Source organism: Sulfitobacter sp. M39 (assembly GCF_021735935.1).
In the GTDB taxonomy this organism is placed as follows: domain Bacteria; phylum Pseudomonadota; class Alphaproteobacteria; order Rhodobacterales; family Rhodobacteraceae; genus Sulfitobacter.
In genome coordinates, this window is the sequence record NZ_WMDZ01000001.1 from 971,386 (window position 1) to 988,517 (window position 17,132).

19 protein-coding genes are annotated in these 17,132 nt (G+C 61.3%); 6 read left to right on the forward strand and 13 right to left on the reverse strand.

The window, feature by feature from the left end; translation table 11 throughout:
• Nucleotides 1-5: 5 nt before the first annotated feature.
• Entirely contained in the window at nt 6-872 is an 867-nt protein-coding gene (locus GLP43_RS04700) for a branched-chain amino acid aminotransferase (RefSeq protein ID WP_005851564.1), read from the reverse strand.
• Between the two features lie 14 nt (nt 873-886).
• Nucleotides 887-1,123 (reverse strand): hypothetical protein, encoded by a 237-nt coding sequence (locus GLP43_RS04705; protein ID WP_005851566.1) that lies wholly within the window; start codon nt 1,121-1,123, stop codon nt 887-889.
• A gap of 124 nt (nt 1,124-1,247) precedes the next feature.
• Between GLP43_RS04705 and GLP43_RS04710 the strand changes: the two genes are divergently transcribed.
• On the forward strand, nt 1,248-1,955 hold the full coding sequence (locus tag GLP43_RS04710; protein WP_237279917.1) for a M48 family metallopeptidase: 708 nt from the start codon (nt 1,248-1,250) through the stop codon (nt 1,953-1,955).
• A gap of 9 nt (nt 1,956-1,964) precedes the next feature.
• A complete protein-coding gene (locus GLP43_RS04715; RefSeq protein ID WP_237278390.1) occupies nt 1,965-2,315 on the forward strand; it encodes a YigZ family protein in 351 nt (116 codons plus the stop codon).
• 7 nt (nt 2,316-2,322) lie between these two features.
• On the opposite strand, the gene trhA is transcribed toward GLP43_RS04715, so the two are convergent.
• The 3 genes from trhA to rimO form a co-directional block, all read right to left on the reverse strand.
• Nucleotides 2,323-2,943: a PAQR family membrane homeostasis protein TrhA gene (gene trhA / locus GLP43_RS04720; RefSeq protein ID WP_237278391.1), complete on the reverse strand. Its 621-nt coding sequence runs from the start codon at nt 2,941-2,943 to the stop codon at nt 2,323-2,325.
• 123 nt (nt 2,944-3,066) lie between these two features.
• Nucleotides 3,067-3,486: a hypothetical protein gene (locus GLP43_RS04725; protein WP_237278392.1), complete on the reverse strand. Its 420-nt coding sequence runs from the start codon at nt 3,484-3,486 to the stop codon at nt 3,067-3,069.
• Between the two features lie 175 nt (nt 3,487-3,661).
• Nucleotides 3,662-5,032, reverse strand: coding sequence for a 30S ribosomal protein S12 methylthiotransferase RimO (gene rimO / locus GLP43_RS04730; RefSeq protein ID WP_237278393.1), 1,371 nt, complete (start codon nt 5,030-5,032; stop codon nt 3,662-3,664).
• Between the two features lie 64 nt (nt 5,033-5,096).
• On the opposite strand from rimO, the gene GLP43_RS04735 reads away from it, so the two are divergent.
• A complete protein-coding gene (locus tag GLP43_RS04735) occupies nt 5,097-7,040 on the forward strand; it encodes an AsmA family protein (RefSeq protein WP_237278394.1) in 1,944 nt (647 codons plus the stop codon).
• A 169-nt stretch (nt 7,041-7,209) separates the two neighbouring features.
• Nucleotides 7,210-8,436 carry a tryptophan synthase subunit beta gene (gene trpB / locus GLP43_RS04740; protein ID WP_005851582.1) on the forward strand — a complete coding sequence of 409 codons (1,227 nt, stop codon included), beginning with the start codon at nt 7,210-7,212 and terminating at the stop codon, nt 8,434-8,436.
• Nucleotides 8,437-8,511: 75 nt separating this feature from the next.
• Here the strand turns inward: trpB and GLP43_RS04745 are convergent, their stop codons facing one another.
• From GLP43_RS04745 to trpA, 8 genes are all read right to left on the reverse strand, one after another.
• The gene (locus tag GLP43_RS04745; RefSeq protein WP_237278395.1) at nt 8,512-9,093 is read right to left on the reverse strand and encodes a DUF4893 domain-containing protein; all 582 of its coding nucleotides are present in this window, start codon (nt 9,091-9,093) and stop codon (nt 8,512-8,514) included.
• The gene (locus GLP43_RS04750) at nt 9,093-9,482 is read right to left on the reverse strand and encodes a DUF2237 family protein (RefSeq protein WP_005851586.1); all 390 of its coding nucleotides are present in this window, start codon (nt 9,480-9,482) and stop codon (nt 9,093-9,095) included. The genes GLP43_RS04745 and GLP43_RS04750 overlap by 1 nt, the downstream gene beginning before the upstream one ends.
• On the reverse strand, nt 9,479-10,651 hold the full coding sequence (locus tag GLP43_RS04755) for a serine hydrolase domain-containing protein (protein WP_237278396.1): 1,173 nt from the start codon (nt 10,649-10,651) through the stop codon (nt 9,479-9,481). Before GLP43_RS04755 ends, GLP43_RS04750 begins: the two co-directional genes overlap by 4 nt.
• A 67-nt stretch (nt 10,652-10,718) precedes the next feature.
• Nucleotides 10,719-11,753 (reverse strand): DUF2332 domain-containing protein, encoded by a 1,035-nt coding sequence (locus tag GLP43_RS04760; RefSeq protein ID WP_237278397.1) that lies wholly within the window; start codon nt 11,751-11,753, stop codon nt 10,719-10,721.
• Nucleotides 11,750-12,481, reverse strand: a complete 732-nt coding sequence (gene pth, locus GLP43_RS04765) for an aminoacyl-tRNA hydrolase (protein WP_237278398.1) — start codon at nt 12,479-12,481, stop codon at nt 11,750-11,752. The genes GLP43_RS04760 and pth overlap by 4 nt, the downstream gene beginning before the upstream one ends.
• 160 nt (nt 12,482-12,641) lie before the next feature.
• Entirely contained in the window at nt 12,642-13,289 is a 648-nt protein-coding gene (locus tag GLP43_RS04770; protein WP_005851594.1) for a 50S ribosomal protein L25/general stress protein Ctc, read from the reverse strand.
• A 226-nt stretch (nt 13,290-13,515) separates the two neighbouring features.
• Nucleotides 13,516-14,682, reverse strand: coding sequence for an alpha-hydroxy acid oxidase (locus GLP43_RS04775; protein WP_009826077.1), 1,167 nt, complete (start codon nt 14,680-14,682; stop codon nt 13,516-13,518).
• 97 nt (nt 14,683-14,779) lie between these two features.
• Nucleotides 14,780-15,571, reverse strand: coding sequence for a tryptophan synthase subunit alpha (trpA, locus tag GLP43_RS04780; protein WP_237278399.1), 792 nt, complete (start codon nt 15,569-15,571; stop codon nt 14,780-14,782).
• A gap of 178 nt (nt 15,572-15,749) precedes the next feature.
• Between trpA and GLP43_RS04785 the strand changes: the two genes are divergently transcribed.
• On the forward strand, nt 15,750-15,941 hold the full coding sequence (locus GLP43_RS04785) for a hypothetical protein (protein WP_005851599.1): 192 nt from the start codon (nt 15,750-15,752) through the stop codon (nt 15,939-15,941).
• 59 nt (nt 15,942-16,000) lie between these two features.
• Entirely contained in the window at nt 16,001-17,098 is a 1,098-nt protein-coding gene (ychF, locus tag GLP43_RS04790; protein ID WP_005851601.1) for a redox-regulated ATPase YchF, read from the forward strand.
• Nucleotides 17,099-17,132: the final 34 nt, after the last annotated feature.

Sequence of the window (17,132 nt, forward strand, 5' to 3'; positions counted from 1 at the left end):
CGGGGTCAGCCACGGTCAGAGGCCGCCCAATCCCAATACATCTCGCGCACGCGGCGGGTCATGGGGCCGATCTGGTACTGCGTGTCGTCAAACGCTTTGACCGGCGTGACCTTCATCATATTGCCGGACAGAAAGACCTCGTCTGCGGCATGGAAGTCATCAAAGCTAAGCACTGTTTCGTGCACCTTGATCCCGTCGGCGCGCATGTTCGACATATGCCGCGCGCGGGTGATACCGGCTAGAAACGTGCCATTGGGGATCGGGGTGAACACCTCGCCATCCTTGACCATGAACACATTGGCAGAGGCCGATTCGGCGACATTGCCCATGGCGTCGGCGACCAGCGCGTTGCCAAAGCCCTTGGCGCGGGCTTCAACCATCATGCGGGCGTTGTTGGGATAAAGGCAGCCCGCCTTGGCATTGACGACGTTGTCTTCAAGCACGGGACGCCGGAAACGGGTCCGTGTCAGCGTCGTGGCCGCATCGGGTGCCGCCATAGGGATCTGTTCAAGGCTGATGGCAAAACCGGTCGCGTCCTTTAATGGCACGATCCCCAGCTCGTCGCCCGCCAGCGCCCAATACATCGGGCGGATATAGACGGCGGCGTCCTTGGGGTAACTTTTCAGACCCTCGCGTACCATCTCGACCATATCGGCGGTCTCGACCGTGGGGGTGATCATCAGCGCCTTGGCCGACCGGTTGATCCGCGCGCAATGCGCCTCCAGATCGGGGCTAAGACCGTCGAACAGCCGCGCCCCGTCGAATACGGTCGTGCCCAGCCACGCACCGTGGTCAGCCGCCTTGATGACAGAGATGTCACCTTCGTGCCAACTGCCTTCGTAGAATGTCTTGATATGTGTGCCAGTGGCCATTGCGTGTCCTTTGGTTACCGCTTGGGCGCGGTGCGGTAGATGCCCTCGGGCAGGTTCAGCGCGGCTGTCAGATCGTGCAGCTGCTCGGGCGAGAGGCTGATCTTGCAGACAGAGTTGGTGCGCGGGTCCCATTGCTCGAATGTGATAACGCTGGCAAAGGCCTGCACCGTCACATCTTCACGCAAGGGTGCTTTGCCTTCGTCGATCAGAGTGATCACACTGGCATCGAATTCGTGTTCAATCGTAAACATAACGGCACAGTATTCTTTCGGCGGTCCAATGCAAGAGCAGCACTGCGCTGTCTGTTCAAATCCGCGCCGCTGCGTTAAAACGGTAGGGGACCTGTTCGTTGCCCTTTTGAGGATGCGTTACGTGATGTTGAGATACTGTCTTGCTCTGGCCGCTGCGGCATTTATGGCTGCCTGCGAACCGACGAAGATGTCGGGGCCTGTCTCCACCCAACCCGAGCAAGGGCAACCCGCTAGTTTTTCCGCCAATGAATCCGCCCGCAGCTTTATCCGCGTGTTGCAAACGGTCGAACCTGTCGCCGAACGCGAATGTCGCGTGCGGACCTCGCAGGTGAATTGCGATTTCAACATCGTGGTCGATGACCGCCCCGGCCAGCCCGCCAACGCCTACCAGACCGAGGATAAGGCGGGGCGGCCGGTCATCGCCTTCACGCTCGCCCTGATTGCGGATGCGCGTAACGAGGACGAGCTTGCCTTTGTCATGGGGCACGAAGCTGCCCACCACATTGAAGGGCATATCGCACGCCAGCAGCAGAACGCCGTCGCCGGTGCGGTGATCTTTGCCGGTCTCGCCACGCTGAGCGGGGGCGATGCCACCGCAGTCGAATCCGCGCAGCGTCTTGGAGCGCAGGTGGGTGCGCGGACCTATTCTAAGGACTTCGAGCTTGAGGCAGACGCCTTGGGCACCATTATCACCGCACGCGCAGGGTATAATCCGCTGCGGGGGGCCGAATTCTTTACCCGTATTCCTGACCCCGGTGACCGTTTCCTGGGCACGCACCCGCCCAATGCATCGCGTCTGGATACCGTACGGCGGACCGCGGCGGGCTTGTAACGGCACCGCATGAAGCAGCTTGGCCAGATACTGTCGGACCGCGGGTCGAAATACGCCGTCTCAGGCTGCCCCGCGTCCGATCGCGCCGCAGTGGATGCCGCACTGAAAGAGCTCAGGCGCGATAAGTCCTATGCCAAGGCCACCCACAACACCTGGGCAGTACTGCTGTCGAGCGGTGGCCCACTGAAAGGCGATGATGGGGAATCCGGTGCGGGGATGGTGATCATCCGCATGCTAGAGCGTGAGGGGCTGGAGGATCACCTGATCGTTGTCACACGCTGGTATGGCGGGAAACATCTGGGCGGTGACCGGTTCCGCCACGTGCAATCCTGCGTGCGTGCCTATCTGGATGCGGTCTGACGCAGGCTTACAAGCTGATTGAGATCGCGGCGAAAAAGCAGATAGAGGCGGTCAGCACAAAGCTGTGCCAGATCGCATTCTGAAAGCGCATGCCGGGGTGGGCAAAGACGATCGTCCCCAGCGTATAGATCAACCCGCCGGTGCCAATCAGCGTCAGCGCCGTGGTAGGCAGGTTTTGCCACATTGGCCAGACCAGCAGCACAGACAGCCACCCCATGCCAAGATACAGATAAAGCGACGCTTTGGAGTCCGTGCTCCAGAAAGACAGTTTGGCGACCGCGCCGATAATCGCCAACGCCCAGACCACGGCGAGGATGCCATAGGCGAACCCCGTTCCGATGAGCACAACAAACGGTGTGTAGGTGCCCGCGATCTTGAAGTAGATCGCCGCATGGTCAATCCGCCCCAGCAGGGCACGGGTACGATCAAACGGTAAAAGGTGGTAAATCGCCGACGCCAGAAGCGACAGGACAAAGCAGGCCGCATAGACCAGCGTCGGTGTAAGCTGCTCCCCCTGGCTTGCAGCATAGGTCGTCAGCAAGATTGTTGCCGGTATTGCAAATCCCAGACCCAACACGTGGATCGTGCCATCGGCGAGAGTGTCAGCGGTTGGGTGCGGATAAGCCATAGGTCAAAGCTAGCACCCGTTTGCAACATTCCCATGTCAGATTTCGTCTAATTAATGGCGCTTTGGTATCTTGGCCTACCCATTCGTATAGGTGGCTAAGCCGACGCGGGGCACCGCTATGGATCAGCGAGGTTTATTGCCGTCGATCCAGCGCGACATCATCGTCTTGTCGCGGAAACATTCCTGCGGGATATCGCGGCGCTTCAGACGGGCGATGCGTTCGGCAAAAGCAACCTGCTTTGACGAAGGATACTGCGAAAACGGCCCTTCCACTGGCTTGGGCTTATGGGCGTCGATCCATTCAGACAGCGCGGCGCGGTCGGTCAACGCCCGTTTTGGCACGGGCGCGCCGGTCTTGAGGCTAAGCGCGGTGGCATAGTGCATCTGCTTTTCCGTCGGCGGCAAAGTGGCGCGCGCGTCGCGGGCTGATACTTCTGTATGGGCAGGTACGGCCCCGTGGTCGGGATCGAACATGCCGGGAAACTGCGGTTGGTAGGACATCGTGTAGGCCCCCTTGTTCTGGTTGGAACATATATAGAACATCACGTGCGCATTTTCAAGGGTTTCACCTCTGATACGCCGTGATGTGTCTATATGTAGGGTGCGGATGTAAGTTTTCCACAACATGCGCTGCGGCTACAATGGAGCCTGCCTATGCGCATAGGAACGCCAAGACGCTTGCTTTGTTCCACGGTAGAGAGGGGGGAGGGCGGTGGTCTTAGACCACGCGCCCCCAAAGATCGTATTCGCCGGCTTCTTCGACTTCGACGGTCACGATCTGACCAACGTTCAGGTTTTCGAAGCCTTCGTCGATGAACAGGTTGCCGTCGATCTCTGGCGCGTCTGCCTTTGTGCGGCAGGTGGCGGCCTCGTCGTCGATCTCGTCGATGATCACATCCATGCGGCGACCGACTTTGGCTTCCAGCTTGGCGGCCGAGATGGCTTGCGCCTTCTCCATAAAGCGGTTCCAGCGGTCCTGTTTGACCTCGTCTGGTACATGATCGGGGAGCGCATTTGACCGTGCCCCGTCAACGTTTTCGTACTGAAAGCACCCCACCCGATCAAGCTGCGCCTCGTCGAGCCAATCCAGCAGGGTCTGGAACTCTGCCTCTGTCTCGCCGGGGTAGCCAACGATGAATGTCGACCGCAGGGTGATGTCGGGGCAGGTGTCACGCCACGCGGCGATTTCATCCAGCGTCTTTGCTGCTGCCGCAGGGCGGGCCATGCGTTTCAGCACGTCGGGATGCGCGTGCTGGAAGGGAATATCCAGATAGGGCAGTACCAGACCTTCAGCCATCAGCGGGATCAGGTTGCGCACATGGGGGTAGGGGTAGACGTAATGCAGCCGTACCCACGCTCCGAGCGACCCCAAATCACGGGCCAGATCGGTGATATGCGCGCGGTGTCCACGGTCTTCGGCATGTTTGATATCGACGCCGTAGGCCGAGGTATCCTGAGAGATCACCAGCAGTTCGTTCACGCCGTTCTGCACCAGCTTTTCAGCCTCGCGCAGGATCGCATGGGCGGGGCGCGATTGCAGGCGGCCGCGCATGTCGGGGATGATGCAGAACTTGCACTTGTGGTTACAGCCCTCCGAGATCTTCAGATAGCTGTAGTGGCGAGGTGTCAGGCTGACGGCCTGCGCGGGCAGCAGATCGATAAACGGATCGGGCGAAGGCGGCACGGCCCCATGCACCGCGTCCAGCACCTGTTCATATTGGTGCGGGCCGGTGACAGCCAGAATACGCGGGTGATGTTCGCGGATATAATCCGGCTCGGCCCCCAGACAGCCGGTCACGATCACTTTGCCATTTTCGTTCAGCGCCTCGCCAATCGCGTCAAGGCTTTCGGCCTTGGCGGAATCAAGGAAGCCGCAGGTGTTTACAATCACCGCATCCGCCCCTGCGTAATCCGGCGACACGCCGTAGCCTTCGGCGCGCAGGCGCGTCAAAATCCGTTCGCTGTCGACCAGCGCCTTGGGGCAGCCCAGCGATACCATGCCGATGGTCGGCTGGCCGGGGCGGGACGGATTGCTGATCTGGGCCTTTGGCGCAAGATCGGGGCGTAGATTTGGTGGGTTTGTGCTCATGAACTGCGCTATAAGCTATGCAAAGGGTCTGGGAAAGGCCCCGCATCAGGCAAGGAGACGGGCGATGAAGTGGATTATTCGGGCAATTGGCATACTGCTGCTGATTTTGGTGGTCGCGGTGGGGTCGCTGTTCTTGCTGCCCGCCGACCGAATTGCGCGAATCGCGGCGGACCAGCTGCGTAATCTGACAGGGCGCGAGGTCACGATCACGGGCGATGTGGGGCTGACCTTCTGGCCGGTATTGGGCGTGACCGCAGGCGGGCTCGAGGTCGGGAACGCCGATTGGGCCAAGGATGGGGCGATGCTCTCGGCCGCCAATGCCGCCATCGGGGTTGATGCGATGGCGCTGATCCGGGGCGAGATCAAGATCACCAACATCGAGGCGCAGAGCCCCACCATCCGGCTGGAGCAGCGCCGCGACGGGCGCGCCAGCTGGCAGTTCAGCGACGGCGGCGGCGAGGCAGCCATCGAGACCGCTCCGACCGCGCCTGCGCGCAGCCCGCGCCCGCTGACGATCCAGCGGCTCAATATCACCGACGCCACGTTGATCTATGATGCGGAGGGCAGCGATCTGGTGCGATTTGAGGGTGTGGACCTGTCGCTCGACTGGCCCGAACGGGCGGGCGATGCGGTGATCAAGGCCGCCCTGCGCCCCGCGGCCGAGCGCGTGTCGATCGAGGCGACGATCAACCGGTTTGACCAATTCCTGAACGGCGACATCCGCCCGCTGCGCGCCCGTGTGGACACCAAAGGCGGCGGCGTCTCGCTGACCGGACGGGCGGGGCTGACCGGCGCTGTCGCGGGGGATCTTTGGTTCAAGACGTCGGACACGGGGCGTTTTCTGGCGGCGCTCGGGGTGGGTAACATCGCACTGCCGCAGGGCTTGGGAAAGACGGCGGATATCAACCTTGACCTGACCCTGACGCCCGACCGGCGCTTGGCCCTGCGCGAGGTGGTCGCCGATCTGGGCGGGAACGCCCTGACCGGCGCGGCGGATATCACGCTGAACGGCACGCCGGATGTGAACGCGCAGATCAACGTCGGCGCGCTGGACCTGACCGGCTTTGCAGGCAGCGCCCCCAGTGGCATCGCGCCCGCGTCCAGCACCCCCGCGCCTGCGTCCCCGACAGGGTGGTCGAAAGCACCGATTGATGCGTCCGCGCTATCCGCCTTCAACGGCGAGATCGCGCTGCGGGCAGATAGCATCGATCTGGGCACTCTAAGCTTGGGCGCGACGCGCGTATTGCTGCGCAACGACCGATCGCGTCTGGTCGCCGAGCTGCGCGAGATCAGGGCCTATGCCGGTGTGATCAGTGGCGAGTTCGTGGTCAACAACCGTAACGGCCTGTCGGTGGGCGGGGCGCTGAACGCGACCTCCATCGCCATGCAGCCTTTGCTGCAACAGACCGCAGGGCTGGGCCGGTTCCACGGTACGGGCGATGCAGAGGTATCTTTCCTCGGGTCCGGCGCATCGCTGGATGCGATCATGCGGTCGCTTAGCGGATCGGGCGCGGTGAATGTCGGGCGTGGGCATATCGAGGGGATCGACCTTGATGCGCTGATGGGCAATTTCGACGTCGAGGGTGGCACGACGGTCTTCGATTCCCTTGCCGCGACATTCGACATGGATCAAGGCGTACTGCGCAACGACGACCTGCTGATGCAGCTGCCGAACTTTACCGCCACGGGCACGGGGCAGGTGGGGCTGGGGGCGCAGACTCTGGATTATACCGTCACGCCCAAGGCACTGCGGGTGAACGGTGATCGGGGGCTGGCCATTCCGGTGCGCATCTTCGGGCCGTGGGCCGCACCGCAGATCAAGCCGGATTTGCAGGCGGCGCTGGACATGAACTTTGCCAAGGAAAAGGAACAGGCCCGCCAAAAGCTGAACGAAAAGCTGGAGGAGGAACTGGGCGTATCGCGGCAGGACGGGCAATCGGTCGAGGATGCGGTGAAACAAAAGGTAGAGGACGAGCTGCGGCGCGGGCTGTTCAAGCTCTTTGACTAGCGGCGCGCCACGCGGGCGGTGTATTTCCAAAACCTCAGTTTGGAAAATTGCAATTTTCCGTGGCGTTTTACGGGCGAGGGGCGGTACGGGCCCTTCGCCGCCCCCGCCCCGTCTTTACCTGTCGCGGCGGGGGCGTTAAGGCTGGTCGCCAAGCGCAAGGAGCACCTCCATGGACAACGATCTTTTCAACTCTTTCATGACCGGACCTGACGAGAATGGCCGCTTTGGCGATTTCGGGGGGCGGTTTGTGTCGGAAACCCTGATGCCGCTGATCCTCGAACTGGAAGCGGAATATGAAAAGGCCAAGACGGACGACAGCTTTTGGGCCGAGATGGACGACCTGTGGACCCATTATGTCGGTCGCCCCAGCCCGCTATATTTCGCAGAGCGTCTAACCGAACATCTGGGCGGTGCCAAGGTTTACATGAAGCGCGACGAGCTGAACCACACCGGCGCGCATAAGATCAACAACGTGTTGGGCCAGATCATTCTGGCGCGGCGCATGGGCAAGAAACGTATCATCGCGGAAACCGGTGCGGGCCAGCACGGTGTGGCTACGGCCACGGTCTGCGCCAAGTTCGGTCTGCAATGCGTTGTCTATATGGGCGCGCATGATGTTGAACGGCAGGCCCCCAACGTCTTCCGCATGCGTTTGCTGGGTGCCGAAGTGATCCCCGTCACCTCGGGCCGTGGGACGCTGAAAGACGCGATGAACGACGCGCTGCGCGATTGGGTCACCAATGTGCGCGACACATTCTATTGCATCGGCACGGTCGCAGGGCCGCACCCCTATCCGGCGATGGTCCGCGACTTTCAGGCGATCATCGGCAAGGAAGTGCGCGAACAGATGGACGCCGCCGAAGGCCGTCTGCCCGACACGCTGGTCGCCGCGATCGGTGGCGGGTCGAACGCGATGGGGCTGTTCTATCCGTTCCTCGATGACAAGGACGTCAATATCATCGGCGTCGAAGCCGGCGGCAAGGGCGTGAACGAAAAGATGGAGCATTGCGCGTCATTGACCGGTGGCCGCCCCGGCGTGCTCCACGGCAACCGTACCTACCTGTTGCAGGACGACGACGGGCAGATCCTTGAAGGATTCTCTATCTCGGCGGGTCTGGATTACCCCGGGATCGGGCCCGAACATTCCTGGCTGCACGACATTGGCCGCGCGCAATATGTGTCGATCACCGATAAAGAAGCGCTTGAGGCGTTCCAGCTGAGCTGCGCGCTTGAAGGGATCATTCCCGCGCTCGAACCCAGCCACGCGCTGGCGCATGTGATGAAGATCGCGCCAGAGCTGCCCAAAGATCATATCATCTGCATGAACATGTGTGGGCGCGGCGACAAAGACATCTTCACCGTCGCCAAGGCGCTTGGTTTTGACATGAAGGTCTGAGGATCAGACGAAAGCTTAGACGCTGACGATCACGAAGGGGGCGGCGCATCGCCCCCTTTTCTTTTGGCGCTGGCTTTATCGGGTCAGTTCTAGGATATCAAAGTCGCTTTCGACCACCGGCGCGGGAAACATCAGCCGCGCCCGCTGGTTGGTGACACGTTCGAATACCGCCACATCGGGCTGCAGGGCGCCATCTCCGGCAAAACCGGGTGGCAGGGCGTCGTAAGCGGGCGGCACCTCTCCGGCGACATAGCCGACGCCTGCATAGACCGCGCGCCCGTCTCGCAGCGTGATGACCCCCGTGGTGCGCTGCGACCCGCTGAGCTTTTCAAACAGATACCCGTTGCCCTGAAACGTCAGGCGGCATTTGAACGGGCTATAGACCACCAGCGCGGGCAGCCCGCCCAGTTTCATCGTGCGGCAGGACCAATCGCCGGCCAGCCCCTCGTCAAAGGCAACTTGCGGCGTGCCGGACAAGGCGCGCGACAGGGCGGCCAGGTCATCCGCGCTGCCGCTTTGGAACGCTTGCAGCAGGGCATCGCCCGCCGTGGCCTCGAACCGGTCGAGGCGGAGCTGCTCTTGCGGGCGCAGGGCGTCTTGGGCGATGGCTGGGGCGGCGCAGAGCACTGCGGTCAAGGCCGTAGTCAGGCGCAGCATCAGTCTGCCCCGCCGTTAGGGCGCAAGGCATGGGCCTGCAGGATGTTCAGTGGCACGATATCCAACGCGCGCTGATGTGTTGCCTCAAGATGCACCTTTGGCGCGCAGCCCTCGTCCGCCGCTTGCAAGAAACGCCCCGCACAAAGACACCACGGATCGCCCGCCGACAGTCCGGCAAAGCCGAATTCGGGGCGCGGTGTGCTGAGGTCGTTGCCGACATATTTGGAATAGGCCAGGAATTCGGCCGTCATGATCGCGCAGACCGTGTGGCTGCCCTGATCGGCGGCACAGGTGTTGCACGACCCGTCGCGGAAAAAGCCCGTGACGGGGTCGCTGCCACAGACGGCCAGCGGGCCGCCCAGAATATTGATGCTTTCGTCAGGTGTCATGTGCCCCCCAAGGCTGCGCTGATCTGGCGGAAGATGGCGATGTTCTGATCGCTGACCCCGGCCTCGCGGAACTTGCGGTCGGCGGCATTGGTCGCGATCACCACCCCGTCAGCGCGGTTGATGTAGATATACTGACCATACACACCGCGGGCCATGAATTCACCCTCTGTCGCGCCTTGGGGGATCCACCACTGATAGCCATAGCCAATCTGCCCCTCTGCCGTCGGGGCCGATGGCACGGTAGAGGCGGCGACCCAGTCTGCCGGTACAATCTGCCGACCGTTGTAGCGCCCGTTTTGCAGGAACATCTGCCCCATACGGGCGTAATCGCGGGTCGTCAGGTTCAACCCGCCCAAGACAAACGCGACACCCGCGCCGTCAGTCACGTAATAGGGCGCGTGTTCTAGCCCCATTGGGGTGATGACTTTTTCCGACAAAAGGTCAGTGACGGACCGGCCTGTTGCCCCCCGAACGACCATGCCGATGACATGGGTATCGATCGACACATACTGCCATTGGCTGCCGGGCGTGGTGAAAGTGTCGTTCAGGCTTGCGGTGAAATCGTCCAACTCTCCGCCAAGGGCGAGGGCGCGGCCCATCTTGTTGATGTCGGAATCCGGGTCGAGATAATCTTCGTCAAAGGTAACCCCGCTGGCCATGTTAAGCACGTTGCGCAGCGTCGCCCCGTCATAAGCGGTGCCTTTCAGCTTGGGCGCATAGGTCGTGACCTGATCGTCAAGCGATGCAATCGCCCCTTCGTCCAACAAGATACCCACCAGCGCGGAAAGGTAGCTTTTGGCGACAGACCAGCTGATCCGCAGATCATCGGGCTGGGTGCCTTTAAAGTAGTTCTCATAGACGATCTGACCGTCGTTCAGCACCACCAAGGCGGTCACATCCCGCGCTTCGATCCAGTCGTTGACCGTGGCCGGGGGCGCGTATTCGGGACCATAGGACAGCTCTGCCGTGGGGCCATCACCGCGCGACAGGGGCTTGGACAGGAAGGCGTCGTCCATATGGCTGAAGTTATGCACGATCTTGTCTTCGGCAAAGAGCGAATTCACCGCCAGCAGCCGCGTGATCTCTTCGCGCTTCCACAGGCCGACAACGACCACAGCCACCACAAGAGCCAGTAAAATACGGCCCAGCCACTTCCCGAATGTGCGCATGAAATCCTCCCTGATATGCGGGGATACCCAAGCACGAAGGCTGCGGTGGTGCCAGATAAACTTGGCGTCAGCCGGTGTAGGTCCAATCGATCCAGCGTCCGTGGAAATCGACCCGCGCCAAGGGCAGGGTGATGTCACCGGGCCAGAGCCTGATCGTCAGCGCCGCCCCCTTGAGGCCCGATCCGTCCTGCTCCATCGACAGCCATGCCAGCGGGCGGTTGCGCGTGGCGCGTTTGCCAGCTGCCTCGATCAACGCCTTGCCACGGGCCTGTGCCGCTTTGGGGAAATACTGCCACGCGACGGTGTGCTGGATCAGGTGCAGGCAGCCTTCGGGGGATTGGGGCAGGGTGCGGGCCAGCCAGTCAATCGCATCGCCGCGTTGCACCTGCGCCGTCATGACAGAGGCCGCGGTCCGCGTCAGTGTCAGGCGTTCGGGCTGGTCCGCCCAGATATAGGACATCAGCCGCAACAGGTGGTCGGGCCGCGTCGGGTCCAGCGGGTTCAGATCAACGCCGCGACGTTTTTCGACCTGCGGGTTGATCGCCGGAGGCAGTTTGCCTGTCCAGTCGGGCGACAGCAGGATCGTGGACATATTCGACCCGAAGCGATGCCCCTCGATCTCGAGCACGAAGTGGTCCCACATCAGGTTGAGCCCGCCGCTGGCCCCAAGTTCGGACAGGCGGATCGGCAGGTTGAAATGTTGCGCCGCGACGCGGGCCCCGGCGATCAGAGCGGCAGAGCGGCGGACCTCGTTCGTTTGCGGCGCGCTGTCGGTCCAATCAAGCAAGAAGGCTTCATGCGTGGTGATCGCATCGCGCACGGCCTCTGACAGGGCTTGGTCGCTCGCCTTGTGCGGGGGGTACACGGCCATCAACGCAGGCGCTTTGCGTTTCAACACCAGCGCATGCAGCCCGCCCGCGATGCGCAGGGGAAGGGAGGCACCCGACGGGCCGATGTCGCCTTCGAACGCTGTGAATTTACGGCCGAGGGCTGTGTCGGCGGGCCAATCCCGCGCCAGCACGCCCATCAATTGCCCCATGAAGGGAGACCCCAGTGCGATGCAATGCTCTGCCTGCTCTTCAAAGGCGGCTTGCAGTGTCACTTGAACCGGTCCAGCAGCTTTTGCATCGGGTTGCGGTCGTCGGTTTGGGGGGCAGGCTCTGCCTTGGGTTGCGTTGGGGCCGGCTGCGCGGGCTTTGGTACGGCGGCTTGCGGCTTGGCCGCGGCGCTCGCGGGTTTCTTGGTGCCCGTGCCGGATCGTGGCGGGGCAACACGCAAGGCCACGGCGTTCATGAACTTGGCCGTATCGCCGCGCGCTAGATCCGCGGCACCGTCGCTGATCCCGCGCAATACGTCGTCCAGCCACGCCTGCTCTGCCTTGGCAAAGTCGCGCAAGACATAGCCCGGTACGGCGTCCTTATGGCCTGGATGCCCCACGCCAAGGCGCACACGGTCATAGTCGGGACCGATATGCGCATGGATCGACCGCAAGCCATTGTGCCCCGCATGCCCGCCGCCGGTCTTGCATTTGACCTTGCCGGGGGCGAGGTCGATTTCGTCGTGCAGAACGATCACATCTGCCGGTTCAAGCTTGTGAAACCGCATGGCCGATTGCACCGACTGACCAGAGTTGTTCATGAATGTCTCGGGCTTGAGCAAGACCACGCGGTCCGCGCCAAAACGCCCTTCGACCGTTAGCCCGTTGTGCTTGGTCTTCCATCCGGCAAAGCCGTGGTCCTGCGCGATGCGGTCCAGCGCCATAAAGCCTATGTTATGCCGGTTGCCCGCGTATTTGGCACCCGGATTGCCAAGCCCTACGATCAGTTTCATGCGGACCCCTTCACGTGGATAAAAACGTTTGTTTGGCCAAGGATAGCAGACCGCGGGGCCAAACGAAATAACGCCCCAACGAAAAACGGGGCCGCCTATGGCGACCCCGTCTCGACCCATCCGCCGATACGCGCCCGCAGGCGCGACGGATATATCGGTATCAGTCTTCTTTGACTTCTGTTGCGGGCACTTCGTCTGCTGCAACATCTTCGTCTTCATCATCGTCCTGGCTAGCCAGACCGGAAGGCGCGGAAATCTGCGCGATCACGAAGTCACGGTCGATGACCGGCTTGGTGCCGTTTGGCAGCTTCACGCTCGAGATGGTGAGGCTGTCGCCGATTTCCAGTTCGGAAACGTCGATTGTGATGTGATCAGGGATATCGCCTGCGGTCACAACCAGTTCAACTTCGGGACGTACCAGCGTCAGAACGCCACCTTTTTTCAGGCCGGGGCTGACTTCTTCGCCTTCGACTTCAACCTGGATGAAGAGGTTGATTTTGGTGGTGCGCTTCAAACGCATCAGGTCGACGTGCGTTGGCAGGTCTTTAACAACGTGACGCTGAACGTCGCGGCAGATGACGCGGACGTCTTCTTGGCCTTCAACCTTGAGGTTGAACAGGGTCGCCTTGAAGCGGCCTGCGCGCAGTTTGGTCAGCAGCTTGTTAAAGTCCAGGTTGATCGGCAGCGGATCAAGGTCACCACCGAATACGATACCAGGAACCATGCCGTCGCGGCGTGCCTGACGAGCGGCGCCCTTGCCTGTCCCCGTGCGTTCGAAAGCTTCAAGATCAGGAATCTCTCCAGCCATTGTAATCTCCAATATGTTTAGGGCGGACATCCTCCAAGGCTGTATGTCCGCGTGAAGCCGCGCGTATAGACGGGTTTGGGCGTTTGGGAAAGACTAAAACGCCGCTTTTGCGCAAGTTGGCTTTGGTTTGCGACCTATGCGGGGCGGGGCAGGAAGTGCGCACAGGGTTTCCGCCCGCCCTGACATATCAGCCAAGGCGGGCGTATCATACGAAGAAGGCGCAGGCTCAGGGCTGCCAGTCGCCTTCAAAACCTTTTGGAATAAGCAGGTTATGCTTGCCCAACCCCGCGACAGAGGTTTCACCGCAAAGCGCCATGGACAGGTCGAGCTCCTTGTGGATGACCTCCAGCGCCGAGGTAACCCCGGCCTGACCCATCGCACCAAGCCCGTAGATGAAGGCGCGCCCGATATAGGTGCCCTTGGCCCCCATCGCCATCGCCTTGAGCACGTCCTGACCGGACCTGATTCCACTGTCCAGATGGACTTCGATCTGGTCGCCCACGGCCTCCAGGATCGACGGCAGCGCCCGGATAGAGCTGATCGCCCCGTCCAGCTGGCGCCCGCCGTGGTTGCTGACGATGATCGCATCCGCCCCGACTTTCAGCGCCATCCGCGCATCGTCGGCGTCAAGAATACCCTTGAGGATAACCTTGCCGCCCCATTGCTCTTTCAGCTTGGCGATCTTGCCCCAGTCGAGGGTGGGGTCGAATTGCTCTGCCGTCCATGCGCCGAGGTTGGCGGTGTCGTCGACGCCGTGCACATGGCCTACGATATTGCCAAAGCTGCGCCGCTTGGCCCCCATCATGCCGATGCCCCAGCTCCATTTGGTTGCCAGATTGGCGAGCGTTTTGGCGGTCAGCTTAGGCGGGGCAGAGAGGCCGTTCTTCAGGTCTTTGTGACGCTGGCCAAGGATTTGCAGATCAAGCGTGATGACAAGGGCCGAGCATTTCGCATCCTTGGCGCGCTGGATCAGCCGCGCGACATAGTCTTCGTCGCGCATGGTATAAAGCTGGAACCAGAAAGGTTTCGTCGTCGCCTCTGCCACATCCTCGATCGAATTGATGGACATGGTCGACAGGGTGAAGGGCACGCCAAAGGCTTCGGCGGCGCGGGCAGCTTTGATCTCTCCGTCAGCGTGCTGCATGCCAGTCAGCCCGACGGGGGCCAGCGCCACAGGCATCGCCACATCCTGCCCGATCATCTGCGTCTTGGTGCTGCGCCCGCTCATATCCACGGCAACGCGCTGGCGCAGGCGGATCTGTTCAAAATCGGTCGTGTTCTCGCGAAAGGTCTGCTCTGTCCAGCTGCCCGATTCCGCGTAGTCATAGAACATCCGCGGCACGCGGCGTTCATGCAGGCGCTTGAGGTCGTCGATGGTGGTGATCACGGGCATGGTGGCAAGTTCCTATGTATTGGTCAGATGATCTAACCAATACGGCCCGTTGAAATCAATTGCTTTACGCCACGACATCGGGTGGCGGGCAGGGCACTTAGGCCCGATGCGCACCATCCGACAAGGTTTTGACAAAGGTTAGCACGTCTTCGACAGGCAACCCGTCCGCAATTTTGGAGACAATGGCAGAGCCGACAACAACCCCATCAGCAACGCCTGCAATGGCTTCGGCTTTGTCTGGGGTGTTCACACCGAACCCGACAATCACGGGCAGGCCGCTGGCGTTCTGAATGCGCTCTACCTCGGGGGCGACATCGCCCGCATCCGCTTCGGCAGAGCCGGTGATGCCGGTGATCGACACGTAATACACAAAGCCCGAGGTGTTCTGCACAACGCGCGGCAGACGTTTGTCATCGGTCGTAGGGGTCGCAAGGCGGATAAAGTTCATACCGGCAGCTTGCGCGGGCAGGCAGAGTTCTGGGTCTTCTTCCGGTGGCAGGTCCACGACGATCAACCCGTCCACGCCGGCCTTCTTGGCCGCCTCAAGGAAGTTATCCACGCCTTTGGAATAGATCGGGTTGTAATAGCCCATCAGCACGATCGGCGTCGTGTCATCCTGTTCGCGGAACGCCGCAGCAAGCGCCAGCGTCTTGTCCAGCGTCATCCCGCCTTCAAGCGCGCGCTGTCCCGCCAACTGAATGGCAGAGCCATCGGCCATCGGATCGGTAAACGGCAGCCCCAGCTCGATAATATCGACACCCGCGCCAGGCAGGCCGCGCACCACCTCGAGCGACGTGTCAAAGTCGGGATCGCCTGCCATCACATAGGCGACAAAGGCTTTCTTGCCTTGGGATTTGAGGTCAGCGAATTTGGCGTCGATACGTGTCATGAGGGCGGCCTTTTTACGTTACCCTGCTGCAATGCCGAATATATCACGGGAAATCAATCCAACTCCGCCGGTGGGCTTGGGCGATTTTCCGAAAAAACCGGTGCCGAGGGCACTGTATTTATGCAGGTGTGCATCACATACTCCTTTAAATCCCGCCGCCGGTGCCTACATTTACCGCATGAATTATGTACTCGCCCTTCTGTTGCCGCCGCTTTCCATCCTGCTAACGGGACGGATCTTCACGGCGATTATCGTCTTCCTGATCTGGATTCCGGCCGTGATCTTTTCGGGCGGGTTGACCCATCCGATGTTCATCGTGCTTGCATGGATCCTGATTTACCAGACGCACGAGGACCGACGCCTGCGCTAAGACTTGCGCAAAGGCGGCCAAAACCCTAGGACAACGCCAACTTATAAAGGATGCTTGTCATGGGCTTTAAGATGGGAATCGTGGGTCTGCCGAATGTCGGCAAGTCGACCCTCTTCAACGCGCTGACCAAAACAGCGGCAGCGCAGGCGGCCAATTTTCCGTTCTGCACAATCGAACCGAACGTCGGCGAAGTCGCGGTGCCGGATTCGCGGCTGGATAAGCTTGCCGCGATTGCGGGCTCCAAGCAGATCATCCCGACGCGGATGACCTTTGTGGATATCGCGGGCCTGGTCAAAGGCGCGTCCAAAGGTGAAGGTCTGGGCAACCAGTTCCTTGCCAATATCCGCGAGACCGACGCCATCGCGCATGTGCTGCGCTGCTTTGAGGATGGCGATGTGACCCACGTCGAAGGGCGCGTGGACCCCGTGGCCGACGCCGAGACCATCGATACAGAACTGATGCTTGCCGATCTGGAAAGCATCGAAAAACGCCGTGCCGGTCTGGTCCGCAAGATCAAGGGCAATGACAAGGACGCAGCCCAGCAAGACCGCCTGCTGGCCGCCGCGCAAGAAGCCATCGAAAACGGCAAACCTGCGCGCACCGTCGAGGTTGACGCGGATGACGCCAAGGCTTGGCGCATGCTGCAATTGCTGACAACCAAGCCCGTGCTTTATGTTTGCAACGTCGGCGAATCCGAAGCGGCCGAGGGCAATGCCCTTTCTGCAAAAGTCGCTGAAATGGCCGCGGCGCAGGGCAATAGCCACGTCGTGATCTCTGCCCAGATCGAAGAGGAAATCAGCCAGCTGGAGCCTGAAGAGGCCAGCATGTTCCTGGACGAGATGGGGCTAGAGGAAGCCGGGCTCGACCGGTTGATCCGCGCGGGCTACGAGCTGCTGCACCTTGAGACATACTTCACCGTCGGCCCGAAAGAGGCCCGCGCCTGGACGATCAAGGCCGGCACCTCTGCGCCAAAAGCCGCAGGCGTGATCCACGGTGATTTTGAAAAAGGCTTCATCCGCGCCGAAACCATCGCCTATGACGATTTCGTGGCCTTGGGCGGTGAAGGCCCCGCCAAGGAAGCCGGCAAGATGCGCGCCGAGGGCAAAAGCTACACCGTCAAAGACGGCGACGTGCTGCACTTCCTGTTCAACACCTGATCTTATTCGACGGGTCCGACACCTATCGGGCCCG

What these genes read in the sequence shown, in the direction of transcription:
- GLP43_RS04700 (WP_005851564.1), bottom strand. Translation starts at nt 872, where the DNA reads ATGGCCACTGGCACACATATCAAGACATTCTACGAAGGCAGTTGGCAC.
- GLP43_RS04705 (WP_005851566.1), bottom strand. Translation starts at nt 1,123, where the DNA reads ATGTTTACGATTGAACACGAATTCGATGCCAGTGTGATCACTCTGATC.
- GLP43_RS04710 (WP_237279917.1), top strand. Translation starts at nt 1,248, where the DNA reads ATGTTGAGATACTGTCTTGCTCTGGCCGCTGCGGCATTTATGGCTGCC.
- GLP43_RS04715 (WP_237278390.1), top strand. Translation starts at nt 1,965, where the DNA reads ATGAAGCAGCTTGGCCAGATACTGTCGGACCGCGGGTCGAAATACGCC.
- trhA (WP_237278391.1), bottom strand. Translation starts at nt 2,943, where the DNA reads ATGGCTTATCCGCACCCAACCGCTGACACTCTCGCCGATGGCACGATC.
- GLP43_RS04725 (WP_237278392.1), bottom strand. Translation starts at nt 3,486, where the DNA reads ATGTTCTATATATGTTCCAACCAGAACAAGGGGGCCTACACGATGTCC.
- rimO (WP_237278393.1), bottom strand. Translation starts at nt 5,032, where the DNA reads ATGAGCACAAACCCACCAAATCTACGCCCCGATCTTGCGCCAAAGGCC.
- GLP43_RS04735 (WP_237278394.1), top strand. Translation starts at nt 5,097, where the DNA reads ATGAAGTGGATTATTCGGGCAATTGGCATACTGCTGCTGATTTTGGTG.
- trpB (WP_005851582.1), top strand. Translation starts at nt 7,210, where the DNA reads ATGGACAACGATCTTTTCAACTCTTTCATGACCGGACCTGACGAGAAT.
- GLP43_RS04745 (WP_237278395.1), bottom strand. Translation starts at nt 9,093, where the DNA reads ATGCTGCGCCTGACTACGGCCTTGACCGCAGTGCTCTGCGCCGCCCCA.
- GLP43_RS04750 (WP_005851586.1), bottom strand. Translation starts at nt 9,482, where the DNA reads ATGACACCTGACGAAAGCATCAATATTCTGGGCGGCCCGCTGGCCGTC.
- GLP43_RS04755 (WP_237278396.1), bottom strand. Translation starts at nt 10,651, where the DNA reads ATGCGCACATTCGGGAAGTGGCTGGGCCGTATTTTACTGGCTCTTGTG.
- pth (WP_237278398.1), bottom strand. Translation starts at nt 12,481, where the DNA reads ATGAAACTGATCGTAGGGCTTGGCAATCCGGGTGCCAAATACGCGGGC.
- GLP43_RS04770 (WP_005851594.1), bottom strand. Translation starts at nt 13,289, where the DNA reads ATGGCTGGAGAGATTCCTGATCTTGAAGCTTTCGAACGCACGGGGACA.
- GLP43_RS04775 (WP_009826077.1), bottom strand. Translation starts at nt 14,682, where the DNA reads ATGCCCGTGATCACCACCATCGACGACCTCAAGCGCCTGCATGAACGC.
- trpA (WP_237278399.1), bottom strand. Translation starts at nt 15,571, where the DNA reads ATGACACGTATCGACGCCAAATTCGCTGACCTCAAATCCCAAGGCAAG.
- GLP43_RS04785 (WP_005851599.1), top strand. Translation starts at nt 15,750, where the DNA reads ATGAATTATGTACTCGCCCTTCTGTTGCCGCCGCTTTCCATCCTGCTA.
- ychF (WP_005851601.1), top strand. Translation starts at nt 16,001, where the DNA reads ATGGGCTTTAAGATGGGAATCGTGGGTCTGCCGAATGTCGGCAAGTCG.